General features: G+C 71.0%; 16 protein-coding genes. All 16 read right to left on the bottom strand.

Going from position 1 to position 16,407, the window contains the following annotated elements:
• Positions 1 to 60: 60 nt before the first annotated feature.
• Positions 61 to 2,292, bottom strand: a complete 2,232-nt coding sequence (locus PZ894_RS18610) for a bifunctional (p)ppGpp synthetase/guanosine-3',5'-bis(diphosphate) 3'-pyrophosphohydrolase (protein ID WP_275747182.1) — start codon at positions 2,290 to 2,292, stop codon at positions 61 to 63.
• A gap of 95 nt (positions 2,293 to 2,387) precedes the next feature.
• Positions 2,388 to 2,939 carry an adenine phosphoribosyltransferase gene (locus PZ894_RS18605; RefSeq protein ID WP_275747093.1) on the bottom strand — a complete coding sequence of 184 codons (552 nt, stop codon included), beginning with the start codon at positions 2,937 to 2,939 and terminating at the stop codon, positions 2,388 to 2,390.
• Positions 2,940 to 2,948: 9 nt separating this feature from the next.
• On the bottom strand, positions 2,949 to 4,205 hold the full coding sequence (gene secF, locus PZ894_RS18600) for a protein translocase subunit SecF (protein ID WP_275747091.1): 1,257 nt from the start codon (positions 4,203 to 4,205) through the stop codon (positions 2,949 to 2,951).
• A complete protein-coding gene (gene secD, locus PZ894_RS18595; RefSeq protein WP_275747089.1) occupies positions 4,205 to 5,950 on the bottom strand; it encodes a protein translocase subunit SecD in 1,746 nt (581 codons plus the stop codon). Before secD ends, secF begins: the two co-directional genes overlap by 1 nt.
• A 1-nt stretch (position 5,951) precedes the next feature.
• Positions 5,952 to 6,302: a preprotein translocase subunit YajC gene (gene yajC / locus PZ894_RS18590; protein ID WP_275747087.1), complete on the bottom strand. Its 351-nt coding sequence runs from the start codon at positions 6,300 to 6,302 to the stop codon at positions 5,952 to 5,954.
• A gap of 128 nt (positions 6,303 to 6,430) precedes the next feature.
• On the bottom strand, positions 6,431 to 7,540 hold the full coding sequence (gene ruvB, locus PZ894_RS18585; protein WP_275747085.1) for a Holliday junction branch migration DNA helicase RuvB: 1,110 nt from the start codon (positions 7,538 to 7,540) through the stop codon (positions 6,431 to 6,433).
• 4 nt (positions 7,541 to 7,544) lie between these two features.
• Positions 7,545 to 8,141 carry a Holliday junction branch migration protein RuvA gene (ruvA, locus tag PZ894_RS18580; protein WP_275747083.1) on the bottom strand — a complete coding sequence of 199 codons (597 nt, stop codon included), beginning with the start codon at positions 8,139 to 8,141 and terminating at the stop codon, positions 7,545 to 7,547.
• Positions 8,138 to 8,650 carry a crossover junction endodeoxyribonuclease RuvC gene (ruvC, locus tag PZ894_RS18575; protein ID WP_275747181.1) on the bottom strand — a complete coding sequence of 171 codons (513 nt, stop codon included), beginning with the start codon at positions 8,648 to 8,650 and terminating at the stop codon, positions 8,138 to 8,140. The genes ruvA and ruvC overlap by 4 nt, the downstream gene beginning before the upstream one ends.
• A 100-nt stretch (positions 8,651 to 8,750) precedes the next feature.
• Complete coding sequence (locus tag PZ894_RS18570) at positions 8,751 to 9,530, bottom strand: YebC/PmpR family DNA-binding transcriptional regulator (protein ID WP_275747081.1); 780 nt, start codon at positions 9,528 to 9,530, stop codon at positions 8,751 to 8,753.
• Positions 9,531 to 9,544: 14 nt separating this feature from the next.
• Complete coding sequence (pdxT, locus tag PZ894_RS18565; RefSeq protein ID WP_275747180.1) at positions 9,545 to 10,159, bottom strand: pyridoxal 5'-phosphate synthase glutaminase subunit PdxT; 615 nt, start codon at positions 10,157 to 10,159, stop codon at positions 9,545 to 9,547.
• The gene (gene pdxS / locus PZ894_RS18560) at positions 10,153 to 11,070 is read right to left on the bottom strand and encodes a pyridoxal 5'-phosphate synthase lyase subunit PdxS (protein ID WP_275747079.1); all 918 of its coding nucleotides are present in this window, start codon (positions 11,068 to 11,070) and stop codon (positions 10,153 to 10,155) included. Before pdxS ends, pdxT begins: the two co-directional genes overlap by 7 nt.
• A 2-nt stretch (positions 11,071 to 11,072) precedes the next feature.
• A complete protein-coding gene (gene pgsA, locus PZ894_RS18555; RefSeq protein ID WP_275747078.1) occupies positions 11,073 to 11,693 on the bottom strand; it encodes a phosphatidylinositol phosphate synthase in 621 nt (206 codons plus the stop codon).
• 24 nt (positions 11,694 to 11,717) lie between these two features.
• Complete coding sequence (locus PZ894_RS18550) at positions 11,718 to 12,902, bottom strand: ROK family transcriptional regulator (RefSeq protein WP_275747077.1); 1,185 nt, start codon at positions 12,900 to 12,902, stop codon at positions 11,718 to 11,720.
• Positions 12,903 to 12,906: 4 nt separating this feature from the next.
• The gene (locus PZ894_RS18545; RefSeq protein WP_275747074.1) at positions 12,907 to 14,151 is read right to left on the bottom strand and encodes an ABC transporter permease; all 1,245 of its coding nucleotides are present in this window, start codon (positions 14,149 to 14,151) and stop codon (positions 12,907 to 12,909) included.
• Entirely contained in the window at positions 14,148 to 14,960 is an 813-nt protein-coding gene (locus tag PZ894_RS18540; RefSeq protein ID WP_275747073.1) for an ATP-binding cassette domain-containing protein, read from the bottom strand. The genes PZ894_RS18545 and PZ894_RS18540 overlap by 4 nt, the downstream gene beginning before the upstream one ends.
• A 123-nt stretch (positions 14,961 to 15,083) precedes the next feature.
• The gene (locus PZ894_RS18535; protein WP_275747071.1) at positions 15,084 to 16,229 is read right to left on the bottom strand and encodes a substrate-binding domain-containing protein; all 1,146 of its coding nucleotides are present in this window, start codon (positions 16,227 to 16,229) and stop codon (positions 15,084 to 15,086) included.
• Positions 16,230 to 16,407: the final 178 nt, after the last annotated feature.

Genomic DNA, 16,407 nt, shown 5'->3' with positions numbered 1-16,407 from the left:
TTTCCGTCGCCTTGCGACCGGAAGTCCCGACTCAACCGTCACAAGTCCCGACTCAACCCGTTACTGCGTGACGCGGTAGGCGTCGAAGACGCCCGGCACCGAGCGCACCGCCTTGAGCACCGTGTCGAGGTGCTTGGCCTCGGCCATCTCGAAGGTGAAGCGGCTCTTGGCGACCCGGTCGCGTGAGGTCGACAGGTTGGCGCTGAGGATGTCGACGTGGGCGTCGCTGAGCGCCATCGTGATGTCGGAGAGCAGGCGGGCCCGGTCGAGGGCCTCGACCTGGATGTTGACGAGGAAGCTGGACTGGCCCGTCGGCGCCCACTCGACGTCGACGAGTCGCTCCGGCTGCGAGTTCAGGCTGGAGGCGTTGGTGCACGACCGGCGGTGCACCGACACTCCCCCGCCCTTGGTGACGAACCCGAGGATCGGGTCGGGCGGCACCGGCGTGCAGCACTTGGCGAGCTTGACCCACACGTCGGGCGCACCCTTGACGATGACACCGGAGTCGCCGCCCGGCTGGACCTTCGACCGCGACCGGCGGCCCGTGATGGTGACGCCCTCGGCGAGGTCCTCCGCGGCCCCGTCGTCGCCGCCGTGCAGGTCGATCACGCGGCGTACGACGGCCTGCGCGGACAGGTTGCCCTCGCCGACGGCGGCGTACAGCGCGGACACGTCGGCGAGCTTGAAGTGGACCGCCGCCAGCGTCAGCGCCTCGTGGGACATCAGCCGCTTGAGCGGCAGTCCCTCCTTGCGCATCAGCTTGGCGATCTGCTCCTTGCCGCGGTCGATCGCCTCCTCGCGCCGCTCCTTGGTGAACCACTGCCGGATCTTCGAGCGGGCCCGTGGCGACTTCACGAAGCCGAGCCAGTCGCGGGACGGTCCGGCCGTCGGCGACTTGGAGGTGAAGACCTCGACGACGTCGCCGTTCTCGAGCGCGGACTCGAGCGGCACCAGGCGGCCGTTGACCCGGGCGCCGATCGTGTGGTGGCCGACCTCGGTGTGGACGGCGTAGGCGAAGTCGACCGGGGTCGCGCCCGTCGGCAGCGCGATCACGTCGCCACGCGGGGTGAACACGTAGACCTCGGCGCGGTTGATCTCGAAGCGCAGGGACTCGAGGAACTCGCCCGGGTCCTCGACCTCGTTCTGCCAGTCCAGCAGCTGGCGCACCCAGGTCATGTCGTCGCCGTCGGCGGAGCGGTCGGTGTCGAGCCCGGCGCGGCTGTCCTCCTTGTACTTCCAGTGCGCGGCGACGCCGTACTCGGCGCGGCGGTGCATGGAGTACGTCCGGATCTGCAGCTCGACCGGCTTGCCCTGCGGACCGATCACCGTCGTGTGCAGCGACTGGTACATGTTGAACTTCGGCATCGCGACGTAGTCCTTGAACCGGCCGAGCACCGGGTTCCACCGCGAGTGCAGGACGCCGAGCACGGTGTAGCAGTCACGGTCGTTCTCGACGAGCACGCGGATGCCGACCAGGTCGTAGATGTCGGAGAAGTCCCGGCCCCCGACGATCATCTTCTGGTAGATCGAGTAGTAGTGCTTCGGGCGGCCGGTGACTGTCGCCTTCACCTTCGCCTCGCGCAGGTCGTTCTCGACCTGGGCGATCACCTCGGCGAGGAACTGGTCGCGCGAGGGCGCCCGCTCGGCGACGAGCCGGACGATCTCGTCGTAGATCTTGGGGTGCAGCGTCGCGAACGCGAGGTCCTCGAGCTCCCACTTGATGGTGTTCATGCCCAGCCGGTGGGCCAGCGGGGCGTAGATGTCGAGGGTCTCGCGCGCGACCCGCTCCTGGGTCTCCTGCCGCACGTAGCGCAGCGTGCGCATGTTGTGCAGCCGGTCGGCGAGCTTGATGACGAGCACCCGGATGTCGCGCGACATCGCGACGATCATCTTGCGGATCGTCTCGGCCTGCGCGGAGTCGCCGTACTTGACCTTGTCGAGCTTGGTCACGCCGTCGACGAGCTGAGCCACCTCCTCACCGAAGTCGTGGCGCACCTGGTCCAGCGTGTACGGCGTGTCCTCGACGGTGTCGTGGAGCAGTGCGGCGGCGAGCGTCGGCTCGGTCATGCCGATGTCGGCGAGGATGGTGGTCACCGCGAGCGGGTGGGTGATGTAGGGATCGCCGGACTTGCGGGTCTGGGTCCCGTGCAGCTTCTCGGCGGTCAGGTAGGCGCGCTCCAGCAGCGCTAGGTCGGCCTTCGGGTGGTTGGCGCGGACCGCGCGGAAGAGCGGCTCGAGCACCGGGTTGGCACTCTGGCCGCGGGTGCCCATCCGGGCGAGCCGCGCCCGCATGCTGCGCGTGGACGGCCCCGGCTCGGACGCACGGCGCGGGCCGGCCGGGGCCGGCGGTGCGGTGCGTTCCTCGGTCACGCGCTTCAGTCTAGGCGTCAGACGGTCAGCAGCGTGGTCAGCGCGACGTCGTCGCCGACGGCCCGTCGACCGGGCAGGAATCCCAGCTCCATGAGCACGGCGACGGCATGCACCTCGGCGCCGCACTTCTCGACCAGGTCCATCGTCGCCCGGGCGGTGCCGCCGGTGGCGAGCACGTCGTCGACGACCAGCACCCGGTCGCCGGGCCGCACCGCGTCCCGATGCACCTCGAGCGTGGCCTCGCCGTACTCCAGCGCGTAGGAGACGGCGTACGTCGCGCGCGGGAGCTTGCCGGCCTTGCGCACCGGCACGAAGCCCACGCCGAGCTCGAGGGCCACCGGCGCCCCGAGGATGAACCCGCGCGACTCCATGCCGAGCACCTTGTCGACCACCGGTCGCCCGTCGTCGTCACGACCGACGGCGGCCAGCGCTCCGACCACGGCCCGCAGCGCCGCGTGGTCGGCCAGGAGCGGGGTGATGTCCTTGAAGAGGATCCCGGGCTCGGGGAAGTCGGGGACGTCCGCGATCAGCGCCAGCGCCGACTCCAGGTCGGAGCCGGGCTCAGCCATGGCCGGGGGTCACTTCCGCCCCCGCTTGGACCTCGTCTGACGGGTCGGCTGCTGACGGCCCGAGGCCCTGCTCTGCTCGACCGGGCCCCGCGCCGGCGGCGCGACCCGGCCACGGCCCGCGGCTTCGGGGCGACGCGGCTCCTGGGTGCTGGGCGCCGGACGGGACACCGGGGCGCCCTCCTCCAGGTCGCCCTCCGCCTCGTCGACCGGCCCGGTCTCCTCGCGGACCGGCATGTCCTCGGTGAAGACCGGCACGGACGCGTAGGGGTCGGCGTGACGCTTGGCTGCGGCGCGGGCGCGCCGCTCCGCGAGCTTGACCTCGGACTCGGTGGACTTCATGTGCACCAGCGCGCGGGGCGCGATGAAGACCGACGAGAAGACGCCGGCGGCCATGCCGACGAACTGCGCCAGGGCCAGGTCCTTGAGCGAGCTCGCGCCCAGCTGCACGGCGCTGACGTAGAGGATCGCGCCGATCGGGATGAGCGCCACGATCGAGGTGTTGACCGAGCGGACCAGGGTCTGGTTGACGGCGAGGTTGGCCGCGTCGGCGTAGCTCTGCCGGCTGGTGCGCAGCTCGTGGGTGTTCTCGCGGATCTTGTCGAACACGACGACCGTGTCGTACATCGAGAAGCCGAGGATCGCGAGCAGGCCGGTGACGGCCGCGGGCGTGACCGGGAACCCGGAGAGCGCGTAGATGCCGATGGTCAGCGCGATGTCGTGGAAGAGGGCGATGAGCGCCGCCACGGACATCTTCCACTCGCGGAAGTAGCCCCAGATGAAGAGCACCACGAGCCCCAGGAAGATCCCGACGCCGATGATCGCCCGCTTGGCGACGTCGCGCCCCCAGCTGGCGCCGATCTCGTCCTTCGAGATGTCGCCCTCGGCGGCGCCCGTGACGTCCTCGATGATCCCCCGGATCTCCCGGTCGCCGGCGACGTCGAGGTCCTCGGTCTGCACGATGATCGCGCTGTCGCCCGAGGTCGTGACCGTGGGCTGCGCCTCGGCGCCCACGCTGGAGTCACCGATGGCGTCGCGAAGCTCGTCGACGGTGTCCTGCGTGGCCACGCTCGCCGGCAGGTCGTCGACGCGGTACTGCGTGCCGCCGGTGAACTCGATGCCGAAGTTGAGGCCCTTGATGACGATCACCAGGATCGCCAGGCCCACGAGGGTGCCGGAGATGGCGTACCAGAGGGCGCGCTTGCCGATGAAGTCGAAGGACTCCCGGCCCTGGTAGAGGTCGTTGCCGAGCCGCGAGAACTTGCCCATCAGGCCTTACCTCCCGTGGCGACGCGGTCGATGCCGAGCGTGCTGGCGCTCAGGCCCGAGAGCTCGCCGCCGCCGTTGAAGAACGTGAAGCGTGCCAGGTAGGTCACCAGCGGCTTGGTGAACCAGAAGAGGATCGCGAGGTCGATCATCGTCGAGAGGCCGAGCGCGAAGCCGAAGCCCTTCACGACGCCGGAGGCGAAGAGGTAGAGCACGGCCGCCGAGAGCAGCGAGACGACGTTCGCGGCGAGGCGCGTCTTGCGGGCCCGGCGCCAGCCGGTCTCGACCGCGACCCGCATCGACCTGCCCTCACGCATCTCGTCGCGGATCCGCTCGAAGAAGATGATGAAGGAGTCCGCCGTCACCCCGACCCCGATGATCAGGCCGGCGATGCCGGGGAGCGTCAGGGTGAAGCCGGCGGTGTTGCCCAGGAGCAGCACCATGGCGTAGGTGATCGCCGCGGCAGTGGCGAGGGACATCAGCACCACGAGGCCCAGGCCGCGGTAGTAGACGAGGCAGTAGCCCATCACCAGCAGCAGGCCGAGCGCACCGGCCGTCAGTCCGGCGGAGAGCTGGTTGCCCGCCAGCGACGGGCCGATCTGCTCGGTGGAGATGCCCTCCTCCTCGAAGGAGATCGGCAGCGATCCGTACTTCAGGCTCGTGGCGAGGCTCTCGGCACTGGTCTTGGTGAAGTTGCCGGAGATCTGGGCGTTGCCGTCGGGGATCCGGCCCTCGAAGTTCGGCGCCGAGATCACGAGCCCGTCGAGGACGACCGCGAACTGCTGCTCGGTGCCCGCCATCGCGTCGGACAGGTCGGCGAAGACGTCCTTGCCGTCGCCGCCGAGCGAGAGGTTCACCTGCCAGGCGACGCCGCCCTGCGGGATGCCGGCCGAGGCCTCCTCCAGGTCCGTGCCCTCGATCGCGGCGGGCGAGAGGAGGTACTTGGTCGCCGCGTCCTCCTCGGTGCCGCAGGTGACCAGCCAGGTGGTGGGGTCGTCCTTCGGCGGCTCCGCGGTGGGGCACGTGTACGCGGCGTACGCGTCGATGGCCTCCTGCGGCGGGTTCGAGATGAAGTCGAGCGCCTCCTGCGCCGTCGCGCCCTTCGCGTCGGCGGGCGCGCTCGGCGACTCACTGGGCGACTGGGTGGGCGACTGGGTGGGCGACTGGGTGGGCGACTGGGTGGGGCTGGGCGACTCGCTCGCCGTGTCGTCGGCCGCGAACGCCGGGCGGTTCTTCGCCGTGCCCTTCTTGCCGGGCTTCTTCGTCTGCGATGGCTCGGCGGGGAGCGTCACGCCGGATCCCGGCTCCGCGTCGGGGCTGGCGTTCGGGCTGGCGTTCGGGTTGGTGGGGGCCGGCGCGGTCGCGGTGGCGCACGGGCCCGGGGCGGTGCTCGTGCACGCGACGGTGCGGAACCGCAGCTGCGCCTGCCGCTTGACCGTGTCGATCAGCGAGTTGGACGTGTCGCCGGGGATCTCGACGATGATCACGTTGTTGCCCTGGGTGGTGACCTCGGCCTCGCTCACGCCGGTGCCGTTGACGCGGTCGTTGATGATCCGGGCGGCGGTGTCGAGGTTCTCCTGCGACGGGTCGCCCTCCGCGGTCATGGTGACCCGCGTGCCGCCCTGGAGGTCGAGCCCGAGGGCCGGCTTCCAGGTGCCACCGAGGGCGACCAGGCCGTAGAGCACCGCGACGCCGAGCAGGAAGATCAGCAGCGTCCGCCCGGCGTGCGCGGCTGCGTTGCGTGCCATCTCAGTTCCCCTCCGGGCCGGTGCCGGGCCTTCCGTTCTCGGCCTCGGTGTCGGCCTGCTCGTCACCGGCGTCGTCCGCCTCGTCCGCCTCATCCGTTTCGTCCGGACGCTGCACCTTGCTGCCGATGGCACCCCGGGCGACCTTGATGTCGACGCCGTCGGCGATCACCACCCGGAGGTGGTCGTCGTCGACATGGCTGACGGTGCCGAAGATGCCGGACGTCAGCACGACCTCGTCACCTTCGGACAACGACGACTGCATGCGTCCGAGTTCCTTCTGGCGCTTGGAGGCCGGGCGGATGATGAAGAGCCAGAAGAGCAGGACGATGCCGACGAGCGGCAGGAACTCCACGACGAATTGACCTCTCGAGCGTTGTTCGGGGCACACGACCCAGAGCGGGCGGGCCGACGCGCCAGTGTAACCAGCGGGGTGGCCCGCCTCACCAATCCGCCCCGGGCCACCCGGGCCGGGCGCCGGTGTCAGTCCTCGAAGAGCGTGGCGTCGCCCGCGGCGGGCTCCGGCTCGAAGGCGGGCGCCGGGGGGGCCGTCAGGCCGAGGTGCTGCCAGGCGGCCGGCGTGGCGACCCGCCCGCGCGGCGTACGCGCCAGGAAGCCGTTGCGGACCAGGAACGGCTCCGCGACCTCCTCGACGGTCTCGCGCTCCTCGCCCACCGCGACGGCCAGCGTGGAGATGCCGACCGGTCCTCCGCCGAACCGGCGGCAGAGCACGTCGATCACCGCGCGGTCGAGCCGGTCGAGGCCGAGCTGGTCGACCTCGTAGAGCTCGAGCGCCGCCCGGGCGACCGCGAGGGTCACGACCCCGTCGGCGCGGACCTGGGCGTAGTCGCGGACCCGGCGAAGCAGCCGGTTGGCGATGCGGGGCGTGCCGCGCGAGCGCGAGGCGATCTCGGCGGTGCCGTCGTCGACGACGTCGACCTCGAGGAGCCGTGCGGAGCGCTGCACGATCAGGTCGAGCTCCTCGGGCTCGTAGAACTCCAGGTGCGCCGTGAAGCCGAAGCGGTCGCGCAGCGGGCCCGGCAGCAGCCCGGCCCTGGTGGTCGCGCCGACGAGCGTGAACGGCGGGATGTCGAGCGGGATCGCGGTCGCGCCCGGTCCCTTGCCGATGACGACGTCGACCCGGAAGTCCTCCATCGCCATGTAGAGCATCTCCTCGGCGGGCCGCGACATCCGGTGGATCTCGTCGACGAAGAGGACGTCGCCCTCGTTCATGCCGGAGAGGATCGCGGCGAGGTCGCCGGCGTGGGTGATCGCCGGGCCACTGGTCAGCCGCAGGGGTGCGCCCATCTCGCTCGCGATGATCATCGCGAGCGTGGTCTTGCCGAGGCCGGGCGGCCCCGACAGCAGCACGTGGTCGGGGGCGCGGCCGCGGCGTCGGGCGGCCTCCAGCACCAGCCCGAGCTGGTCGCGGACGCGCACCTGCCCGACCACCTCGTCCAGCGTCTTCGGGCGGAGCGCGGCCTCGACGGCCCGCTCGTCGCCCTGTGCTTCTGCGGAGAGCGCCGCGCCCGCCGTCAGGGACCGCAGGTGGGTCGCCTCGGCCTCGTCGATCTCGTCCTCGTGGAAGGGCACGGCCTCAGGCCTTGCTCAGCGTCCTGAGGGCGGCACGCAGCAGGGCCGCGACGTCGGGGGCGTCGCCCGCCTCGTGCGCGACCGTGTCGACGGCCTTCTCCGCGTCCTTGGCCGACCAGCCCAGCCCGACGAGGCCCTGGTGCACCTGGTCGCGCCACGGGGCGGACGCCACGGGCGCCGCGGCGGAACGACCACCGGTCGGGGCGCCGATGCGGTCCTTGAGCTCGAGGATGATGCGCTGGGCGCCCTTCTGGCCGATGCCGGGCACCTTCATCAGCGTCTTGACGTCGTCTCCGGCGATGGCGACCCGCAGGTCGTCGGGGCTGAGCACGGCGACCATCGCCTGCGCGACCTTCGGGCCGACCCCGGAGGCGGTCTGCACGAGCTCGAAGGTCTGCTTCTCGTCGTCGTCGGCGAAGCCGAAGAGCGTGAGGGAGTCCTCGCGCACGACCATCGAGGTCGCGAGGGTGGCCTTGGCGCCGGGCCGCAGGGTGGCGAGCGTGCCGGGGGTGCACATCAGCTCCAGCCCCACTCCCCCGACCTCCAGCACGGCGCTGGAGAGGGTCAGCGCGGCGACCTCGCCGCGGACGAACGCGATCACGTGCGACTCCTCGCTGCGGCCATCGCCGCGTCGATCCGGGCCTGGGCGCCACCGCGCCAGATGTGGGTGATGGCCAGCGCCAGCGCGTCCGCCGCGTCGGCCGGCCGGGGCATCGCGTCGAGCCGCAGGATGCGGGTCACCATCGCGCCGACCTGGGCCTTGGCGGCGCGACCGTTGCCGGAGACGGCCGCCTTCACCTCGCTGGGCGTGTGCAGCGCGATCGGAAGCCCCCGCCGCGCCGCGCAGACCATCGCGATGCCGCTGGCCTGCGCGGTGCCCATCACCGTGCTGACGTCGGAGCGCGCGAAGACGCGCTCGACCGCCACGGCGTCCGGGTGGTACTCGTCGAGCCAGGCGTCCACGCCCTTCTCGATCGTCACCAGGCGCTCGGGCACGGACAGGTCGGACGAGGTCCGCAGCACGTTGACGTCGACCAGGCTCAGTGGCCGCCCCACCGAGCCCTCGACCACGCCCATGCCACAGCGGGTCAGCCCGGGGTCGATCCCCAGCACGCGCATCTGACGACCTTTCACATCGAACATCTGTTCGGTGTCCACGTTAAGGTCGACGCTCGTCCCACCTGGTCTCGACACGCCGGTCGCGTCCTCGCTACGCGTCGATGGAGTCCAGGACCTCGTCGGGGATGTCTGCGTTGCTGTAGACGTTCTGCACGTCGTCGAGGTCGTCGACGGCGTCGACCAGGCGGAACACCTTGCCCGCCACGTCGACTTCGGCCACGGGGATGTCCATGGTCGCCACGAACTGCACCTCGGCGGAGTCGTAGTCGATGCCGGCGGCCTGCAGCGCCGTCCGCACCGCGACCACGTCGGAGGCCTCGGTCTGCACCTCGAAGCTCTCGCCGAGGTCGCTGACGTCGTCGGCGCCGGCGTCGAGGGTGGCCTCGAGCACGTCGTCCTCGCTGACCTCCCACGGCTTGCCGGCACGCTCCTGCTCCTTGCCGACCACCACGACGCCCTTGCGGGTGAAGAGCCGGGACACCGAGCCGGGGTCGGCCATGGTGCCGCCGTTGCGGGTGACCGCCGTGCGGACCTCCATCGCGGCGCGGTTGCGGTTGTCGGTGAGGCACTCGACCAGCAGCGCGACGCCCTGGGGGCCGTAGACCTCGTACATGATCGTCTCGTAGTCGACGCCGCCGCCGTCGAGACCACCGCCGCGCTTGACCGCGGAGTCGATGTTCTTGTTGGGCACCGACTGCTTCTTCGCCTTCTGGATGGCGTCGTAGAGCGTGGGGTTGCCGGAGGGGTCGGGGCCGCCCATCTTGGCCGCGATCTCGATGTTCTTGATGAGCTTCGCGAACAGCTTGCCGCGCTTCGCGTCGATCGCGGCCTTCTTGTGCTTGGTGGTCGCCCACTTGGAGTGGCCAGACATCCGTCCCTCTTCTACTAGCTCTGTTGCACCAGGTCGACGAACAACCGGTGGACCCGGGTATCACCACCCACCTCGGGGTGGAAGGACGTCGCCATCACCGGGCCCTGTCGGACGGCGACGATCCTACCCGCGGCCGGCCCGGCCCCCACCCGGGCGAGCACCTCGACGCCCGCGCCGGCCTCCTCGACCCAGGGAGCACGGATGAAGACCGCGTGCACCGGGTCGTCGAGCCCGGCGAACGCCAGGTCGTCCTCGAAGGAGTCGACCTGGCGGCCGAAGGCGTTGCGGCGGACGGTGGCGTCGAGCCCACCGAGGGTCTCCTGGCCGGGGGCGCCGTCGAGTATCCGGTCGGCGAGCATGATCATGCCGGCGCAGGTGCCGAAGACCGGCATGCCCTCCTTGATGCGCTGCCGGATCGGCTCGTAGACGTCGAAGGTGCGCGCGAGCTTCGCCATCGTCGTCGACTCGCCGCCCGGGACGACGAGGCCGTCGCAGGCGTCGAGCTCGGAGGTACGCCGTACCGTATGGGCCGCGACCCCCAGCGCGCGCAGGACCCGCAGGTGCTCCCGGACGTCTCCCTGGAGCGCGAAGACGCCGACGGTGGGGATCCTCGTGGGGGTCGTCACCAGCCCCGCTCGGCGAGCCGGTGCGGCTGCGGGATCTCCTCGACGTTGATGCCGACCATGGCCTCGCCGAGGCCGCGGGAGACCTTGGCGACCACGTCGGGGTCGTCGTGGAAGGTCGTGGCCTTGACGATCGCCTCGGCCCGATGGGCGGGGTTGCCGGACTTGAAGATGCCCGACCCCACGAAGACGCCCTCGGCACCGAGCTGCATCATCATCGCCGCGTCGGCCGGGGTCGCGATGCCGCCGGCGGTGAAGAGCACCACGGGGAGCTTGCCCTTCTCGGCGACCTCCTTGACCAGGTCGTAGGGCGCCTGCAGCTCCTTGGCCGCGACGTACAGCTCGTCGCCCTCCAGCGCCCCGAGGCGGCGGATCTCCTTGCGGATCGTGCGCATGTGGGTCACGGCGTTGGAGACGTCGCCGGTGCCGGCCTCGCCCTTGGAGCGGATCATCGCCGCACCCTCGGTGATCCGCCGCAGCGCCTCGCCCAGGTTGGTCGCGCCGCACACGAACGGGATCGTGAAGGCCCACTTGTCGATGTGGTTGTCGTAGTCCGCGGGCGTCAGCACCTCGGACTCGTCGATGTAGTCCACGCCGAGCGACTGCAGCACCTGCGCCTCGGCGAAGTGCCCGATCCGGGCCTTGGCCATCACCGGGATCGAGACCGTCTCGATGATCCCGTCGATCATGTCGGGGTCGCTCATCCGGGAGACGCCGCCCTGCGCGCGGATGTCGGCGGGCACCCGCTCCAGCGCCATCACGGCGACCGCGCCCGCGTCCTCGGCGATCTTCGCCTGCTCGGGCGTGACCACGTCCATGATCACGCCGCCCTTCAGCATCTCGGCCATGCCGCGCTTGACGCGGGTGGTGCCGGTGCCGGACGTGCTGGTGCTGTTCTCGGGAGCGCTCTCGACCATGCTCAGATGGTAGTGCCGGCGTCGGCCAGGGCCTGCTTCCGGACCACCCACACGCGCTGGGCGACGGTGATCGTCGACGCGGCCGCGAGCGCCCACAGGGCGATGTAGAGCAGCACCGGCAGGTCGAAGATCGCGCTGAAGCCGGTCATCACCAGGATCGCGACCAGTCGGTCGGCCCGCTCGGCGATCCCGACCTTGACGTCGAACCCGAGGGTCTCGCCGCGCGAGCGGGCGTACGACGTGACCGCGCCCATCAGCAGGCAGACGAGGCTGAGCACGAGGTAGAGCCGGCTCGGCTCCTCCCACGCGAAGTAGAGCGCGAGGCCGATGAAGATCGCGCCGTCGCCGACCCGGTCGAGCGTCGAGTCCCAGAACGCCCCGAACTTGCTGACCCGACCGGTCGACCGCGCCATGTGGCCGTCGATCAGGTCGCTGAACACGAAGGCGGTGATCACCAGGACGCCGGTGAGCAGCATGCCCTGCGGGAAGAAGACGAGCGCACCCGCGCACACGCCGAGCGTGCCGACGAAGGTCACGGCGTCGGGGCTGACGCCGAGTCGGATCAGCAGGTTGGCGACCGGCGAGATGACCTTCGTCCAGAAGGCGCGGAAACGTTCCATCATGGCGGCAGCAGGCTACCGGTCCGCTCAGACGGCCTGCGGAACGGTCTGCGGGTGGTCGAGCACCGGCTCGAAGGCCAGCTCGGCGGCACCGACGAGCGACGAGTCGTCGCCGAGGCGGGCGGAGCGGATCGTGGTGTCCGCCCGTGGTGACATCAGGCTGCTGCGCTCGAACGAGTCGAGCACCCGCGGCTCCGCCGCCCGCCACACCTGCGAGAGGCAGCCGCCGAGTACGACGGTCTCGGGGTTGAAGAGGTTGACGATCGCCCGGATCCCGACGCCGCACCAGTCCGCGACGTCGTCGACGGCCGCCTGGGCCCGCGCGTCGCCCGCGCGGGCGGCCGCGATCACCTCGGCCACCGCGGCCGGGCCACCGCCGGCGAGCCGGCCGGCGTTCTGCAGCAGGACGTTCTCGCCGACCTTCATCTCCCAGCAGCCCACGGCGCCGCAGCGGCACGTCGGTCCCTGGGAGTCGACCTGCATGTGGCCGACCTCGCCGGCGTACCCGCTCGCTCCGGTCAGCGGGCGTCCACCGACGAGGAAGCCGCCGCCGATGCCCACGCTCGCGCTGAGGTAGACGACCTCGGAGAAGCCGACCGCCGCGCCACGCACGTGCTCGGCGAGCACGCCGAGGTTCGCGTCGTTCCCCGTGGAGATGGGCCGCTGCAGCCGCTCGGCGAGCAACGCCGTGAAGGGCTCGTCGTACCACCCGAGGTTGGGCGCGAACCGCACCATTCCGTCGCTGGCCCGCACGGCCCCCGGCACCGCGACCCCGACGCCGAGGCACCGGCGGTGCTGCGACGTCGCGAGGGTCTCCTCGATCATCTGGGCGGCGGAGTCCACGACGTGCGCCACGTCGTGCTCGCCGCGCTGGTGCCCTCGGGTGCGCCGGTCCAGGACCTGTCCCCCGAGACCGACCAGCGCGACCGCGATCCGGTCGACGCCGACGTCGGCCGCGACCACCACGTTGTCCTCGCACGGCACCACGAGGTGCGACGGCCGTCCGCGCCCACCCACCACCGCCGTCCGCTCGGTCACCAGACCGAGCGACTGCAGCTCCCCGGTCAGCGCGCCGATCGTGCTCCGGTTGAGCCCGAGCTCCTTCGTGAGCACGGCACGCGTCGTGGGGCCGCGCCGGTGCACCGTCTGGAGGATGACGCGCAGGTTCGCACGCCGGAGCTCCTCGGCGCCGACGCCGGTGGGGGTGGGCATCGGGCTAGACCCGTCCGGTCGCGGTGGCGCGGCGCCTGCTGAGGGCGTCGACCGTCGCGGCGACGAGCAGCACGATCCCGGTCACGATGAAGACGACGCCGGCCGGCTGGTTGAGCAGCCCCATGCCGTTGCTGACGACCGCGATCACCAGGCCGCCGATGACGGCGTCGGTGACCCGGCCCTTGCCGCCGAAGAGGCTGGTGCCGCCGATGACGGCCGCGCCCACGGCGTACAGCAGGGTCTCGTTGCCACCGGTCTGCGGCGAGACCGAGTTGCTGCGGCTCGCGAGCAGGATGCCGCCGAGCGCGGCGACCGTCGAGCTCATCATGAAGCACGACACCTTGATCCACGCCACGTTGATGCCGGCCCGGCGAGCGGCCTCGGCGTTGCCGCCGACCGCATAGATGTGCCGGCCCCAGGCGGTGCGGCTCAGCAGGTAGCCCAGCACGACGACGAGGACGAGGATCACGAGCACGACGTTGGGCACGCCCTTGAGCGATTTCAGCGTCGGGTTCGGGCTGCGCTCCGCCGAGAGGTACGCCGTGACGGCCAGCACCACGATCGCCAGCGCGCCGGTCTTCATCGCCCAGAGCAGCATCGGCTGCGCGACGAGGCCGTTGCGCCGGCGGGCCCGGCCGGACAGGAACGTCGCCAGCCCGTAGCCGACGACCACCACGGCCGCCAGCGCCCAGCCCGCCCACAGCGGCATCGACCCGTTGTTGAGCTTGAGGACGAAGTCGTTGCGGTAGCCGATCGTGCCACCCTCGCCGATGATCTGGAGCATGACGCCCTGGAGGCCCAGGAACGCCGCCAGCGTCACGACGAACGACGGGACGCCGACCTTCGCGGTGAAGAGGCCGAGCACCAGGCCGATGAAGGTGCCGGCCAGCAGCGCGATCACGAGCGAGAGGACGACGTTCCAACCCTGCTCGGTCATCACGACGCCGAGGACGGCGGCCGCCGTGCCCCCCGTGACGCCGGCGGAGAGGTCGATCTCGCCGAGCAGCAGCACGAAGACCAGGCCCATCGCGATGACCATGACCCCGGCGGACTGGCCGATCAGGTTCGCGAAGTTGAGCTCGGTCGTGAACGTCTCGGGCCGCAGCGCCGAGAACACGATCACCAGCACGACCAGGCCGAGGATCGCCGGCAGCGAGCCGACGTCTCCGCCGCGGACCTTCGCGACGTACGCGCTGACGATGCCGCCCAGGCTGCTCTGCTCCACCGGAGGAGTCGTCGCCGTGCTCATCGGATCTCTCCGTCGGTGGCGGCGTCGCCGCGCTTCTCGGACGTGCCGGTCGTGATCAGCTCGACCACCTCGCCGCGGGTGACGTCGTCCTTGCGGACCTGGGCCACCAGCTGGCCGAGGTAGAGGACGGCGATGTCGTCGGCGACCTCGAAGACGTCGTTGAGGTTGTGGCTGATCAGCACGACGCCGAGGCCGCGGTCGGCCAGCCGGCGCACGAGCTTGAGCACCTGCTCGGTCTGGGCGACGCCCAGCGCGGCGGTCGGCTCGTCGAGGATGACGACCTTCGAGTTCCAGAGCACGGCGCGGGCGATCGCGACCGTCTGTCGCTGGCCGCCGGAGAGCGCCGAGACGTGCGTGCGCACCGACTGCAGCGTGCGCACCGAGAGCCCGTCGAGCGTCTCCCGGGCGCGGGTCTCCATGGACGTCTCGTCGAGCCGGGCGCCGGGGCCGATCTCGCGTCCGAGGAACATGTTCTGGACCACGTCGAGGTTGTCGCACAGCGCGAGGTCCTGGTAGACGATCTCGATGCCGAGCGCGTTGGCGTCCTTGGGGCCGTGGACCTTCACGGGCCGGCCCTCGAAGCGGTAGTCGCCCTCGTCGAAGGCGTGGATGCCGGCGATGCCCTTGATCAGCGTGCTCTTGCCGGCGCCGTTGTCGCCGACGAGCGCGGTCACGTGACCGGGCCGGACGTCGAGGTCGACACCGCGGAGCACGTGCACGGCGCCGAAGCTCTTCTGGATGCCCCGCAGGCTCAGCAGCGGCTGGTCCGACGTCGTCGGTGCTGCCTGTTCGGTGGCTGGGACGGACACAGCGGATCTCCTCCGTCAACGATGGGGCGATGGTGGACGACCCGGACCGGTCACCCGACGTCCGGGCACGCAAGGTGGCTCGAGGGCCCGCCCCCGCAGGAACGGGCCCCCGAGCACGGGGTGCTACTGGATGCCGGCCTTCTCGCAGGCCTTCGCGAACTCGTCGACGCAGATCTCCGCCGGGTCGGCGAAGCCGTCGTCGATGACCTGCTGGACCTTGTCGGCGGTGATCCACACCGGGGTGGCCAGCGCGGACGGCACGTCCTCGCCGGTCTCGGTGTCCGGCACGGAGCCGGTCGCCAGGGCGGCAGCGCCCTCGTCGTCGCCGTTGATCAGCGCGATCGCGAGGTCGGAGGCGGTCTTGGCCTCGAGGTCGGTGTTCTTGTAGACCGTGCCGCACTGGTTGCCCGCGAGCACGTTCTGCAGACCCTCGACGGAGGCGTCCTGACCGGTGACCGGGATGGTGCCCGCGACGCCCTGGTCCTTCATCCGGGCGATGATGCCGCCGGCCATGGTGTCGTTGGCCGAGACCACGCCGTCGATCTTGCCCTTGTTCTGCGTGTACAGCTGCTCGTACGCCGTACCGGCCTTGTTGGCGTCCCAGAAGCCGCTCTGGTCACCGACGAGGGTGTAGTCGCCCGAGTCGATCTTGTCGGCGAGCGCCTCCTCGTAGCCCTGCTTGAAGAGAGCGGCGTTGTTGTCGTTGGGGTCGCCGTTGATGTAGATGATGTTGGCCTTGGTCTTGCCGGCCTCATCGAGGCACGCCGTCAGCCCCGAGCCCATCAGGCCGCCGACCTCGACGTTGTCGAACGACACGTAGTACGACGCGCCGCCGCCGAGGGTGAGCCGGTCGTAGTCGATGCTCTGGACGCCGGCGTCCGCGGCCTTGGAGAGGCACGCCTTGCCGGACTCGGAGTCCAGGTTGACGATCATCAGCACGGTGACGCCGCCGTTGATCATGCTGTCGCAGAGCTGACCGAACTTGGCGGTGTCGCCGCCGGCGTTCTGGATGTCGTACTCGACGCCGGCGTCCTCGAACGCCGCCTCGAGGCTGGGGCGGTCATTGGCCTCCCAGCGCGGTGACGTGGTGGTGTCGGGCAGGATCACGCCGACCTTGCCGGCGGCCTCGCCGCCACCTCCGCCCCCACCGTCGTCTCCCCCGTCCGAGTCGTCCCCGCAGGCGGCGAGGGCGCCGAACGCCAGCACTCCCACCGCCACCAGGGACGCGAACCGCGCACCCTTGTTCCTGACCATTTCCTCGACCTCCATGGCTGGGACCCGTGCGACCCCCTCGACCGAACACGGTCGGCTGACCCTGTTCTGTGACGGCCATCACGGTATATGTTGTCCGGGACAACATACTGACCGCGACAGGGCCCGGCAAGCGGTTGTGGACGCGGGTTTTGTTGCACGTTCCAACCAAGCGCTCGCGCGGTCGCGCGTGACC

The organism is Nocardioides sp. YIM 152315 (assembly GCF_029210375.1).
Lineage (GTDB): Bacteria > Actinomycetota > Actinomycetes > Propionibacteriales > Nocardioidaceae > Nocardioides.
The sequence above is the reverse complement of the archived record's forward strand: the minus strand, read 5'-3'. Positions and strand labels throughout refer to the sequence as shown.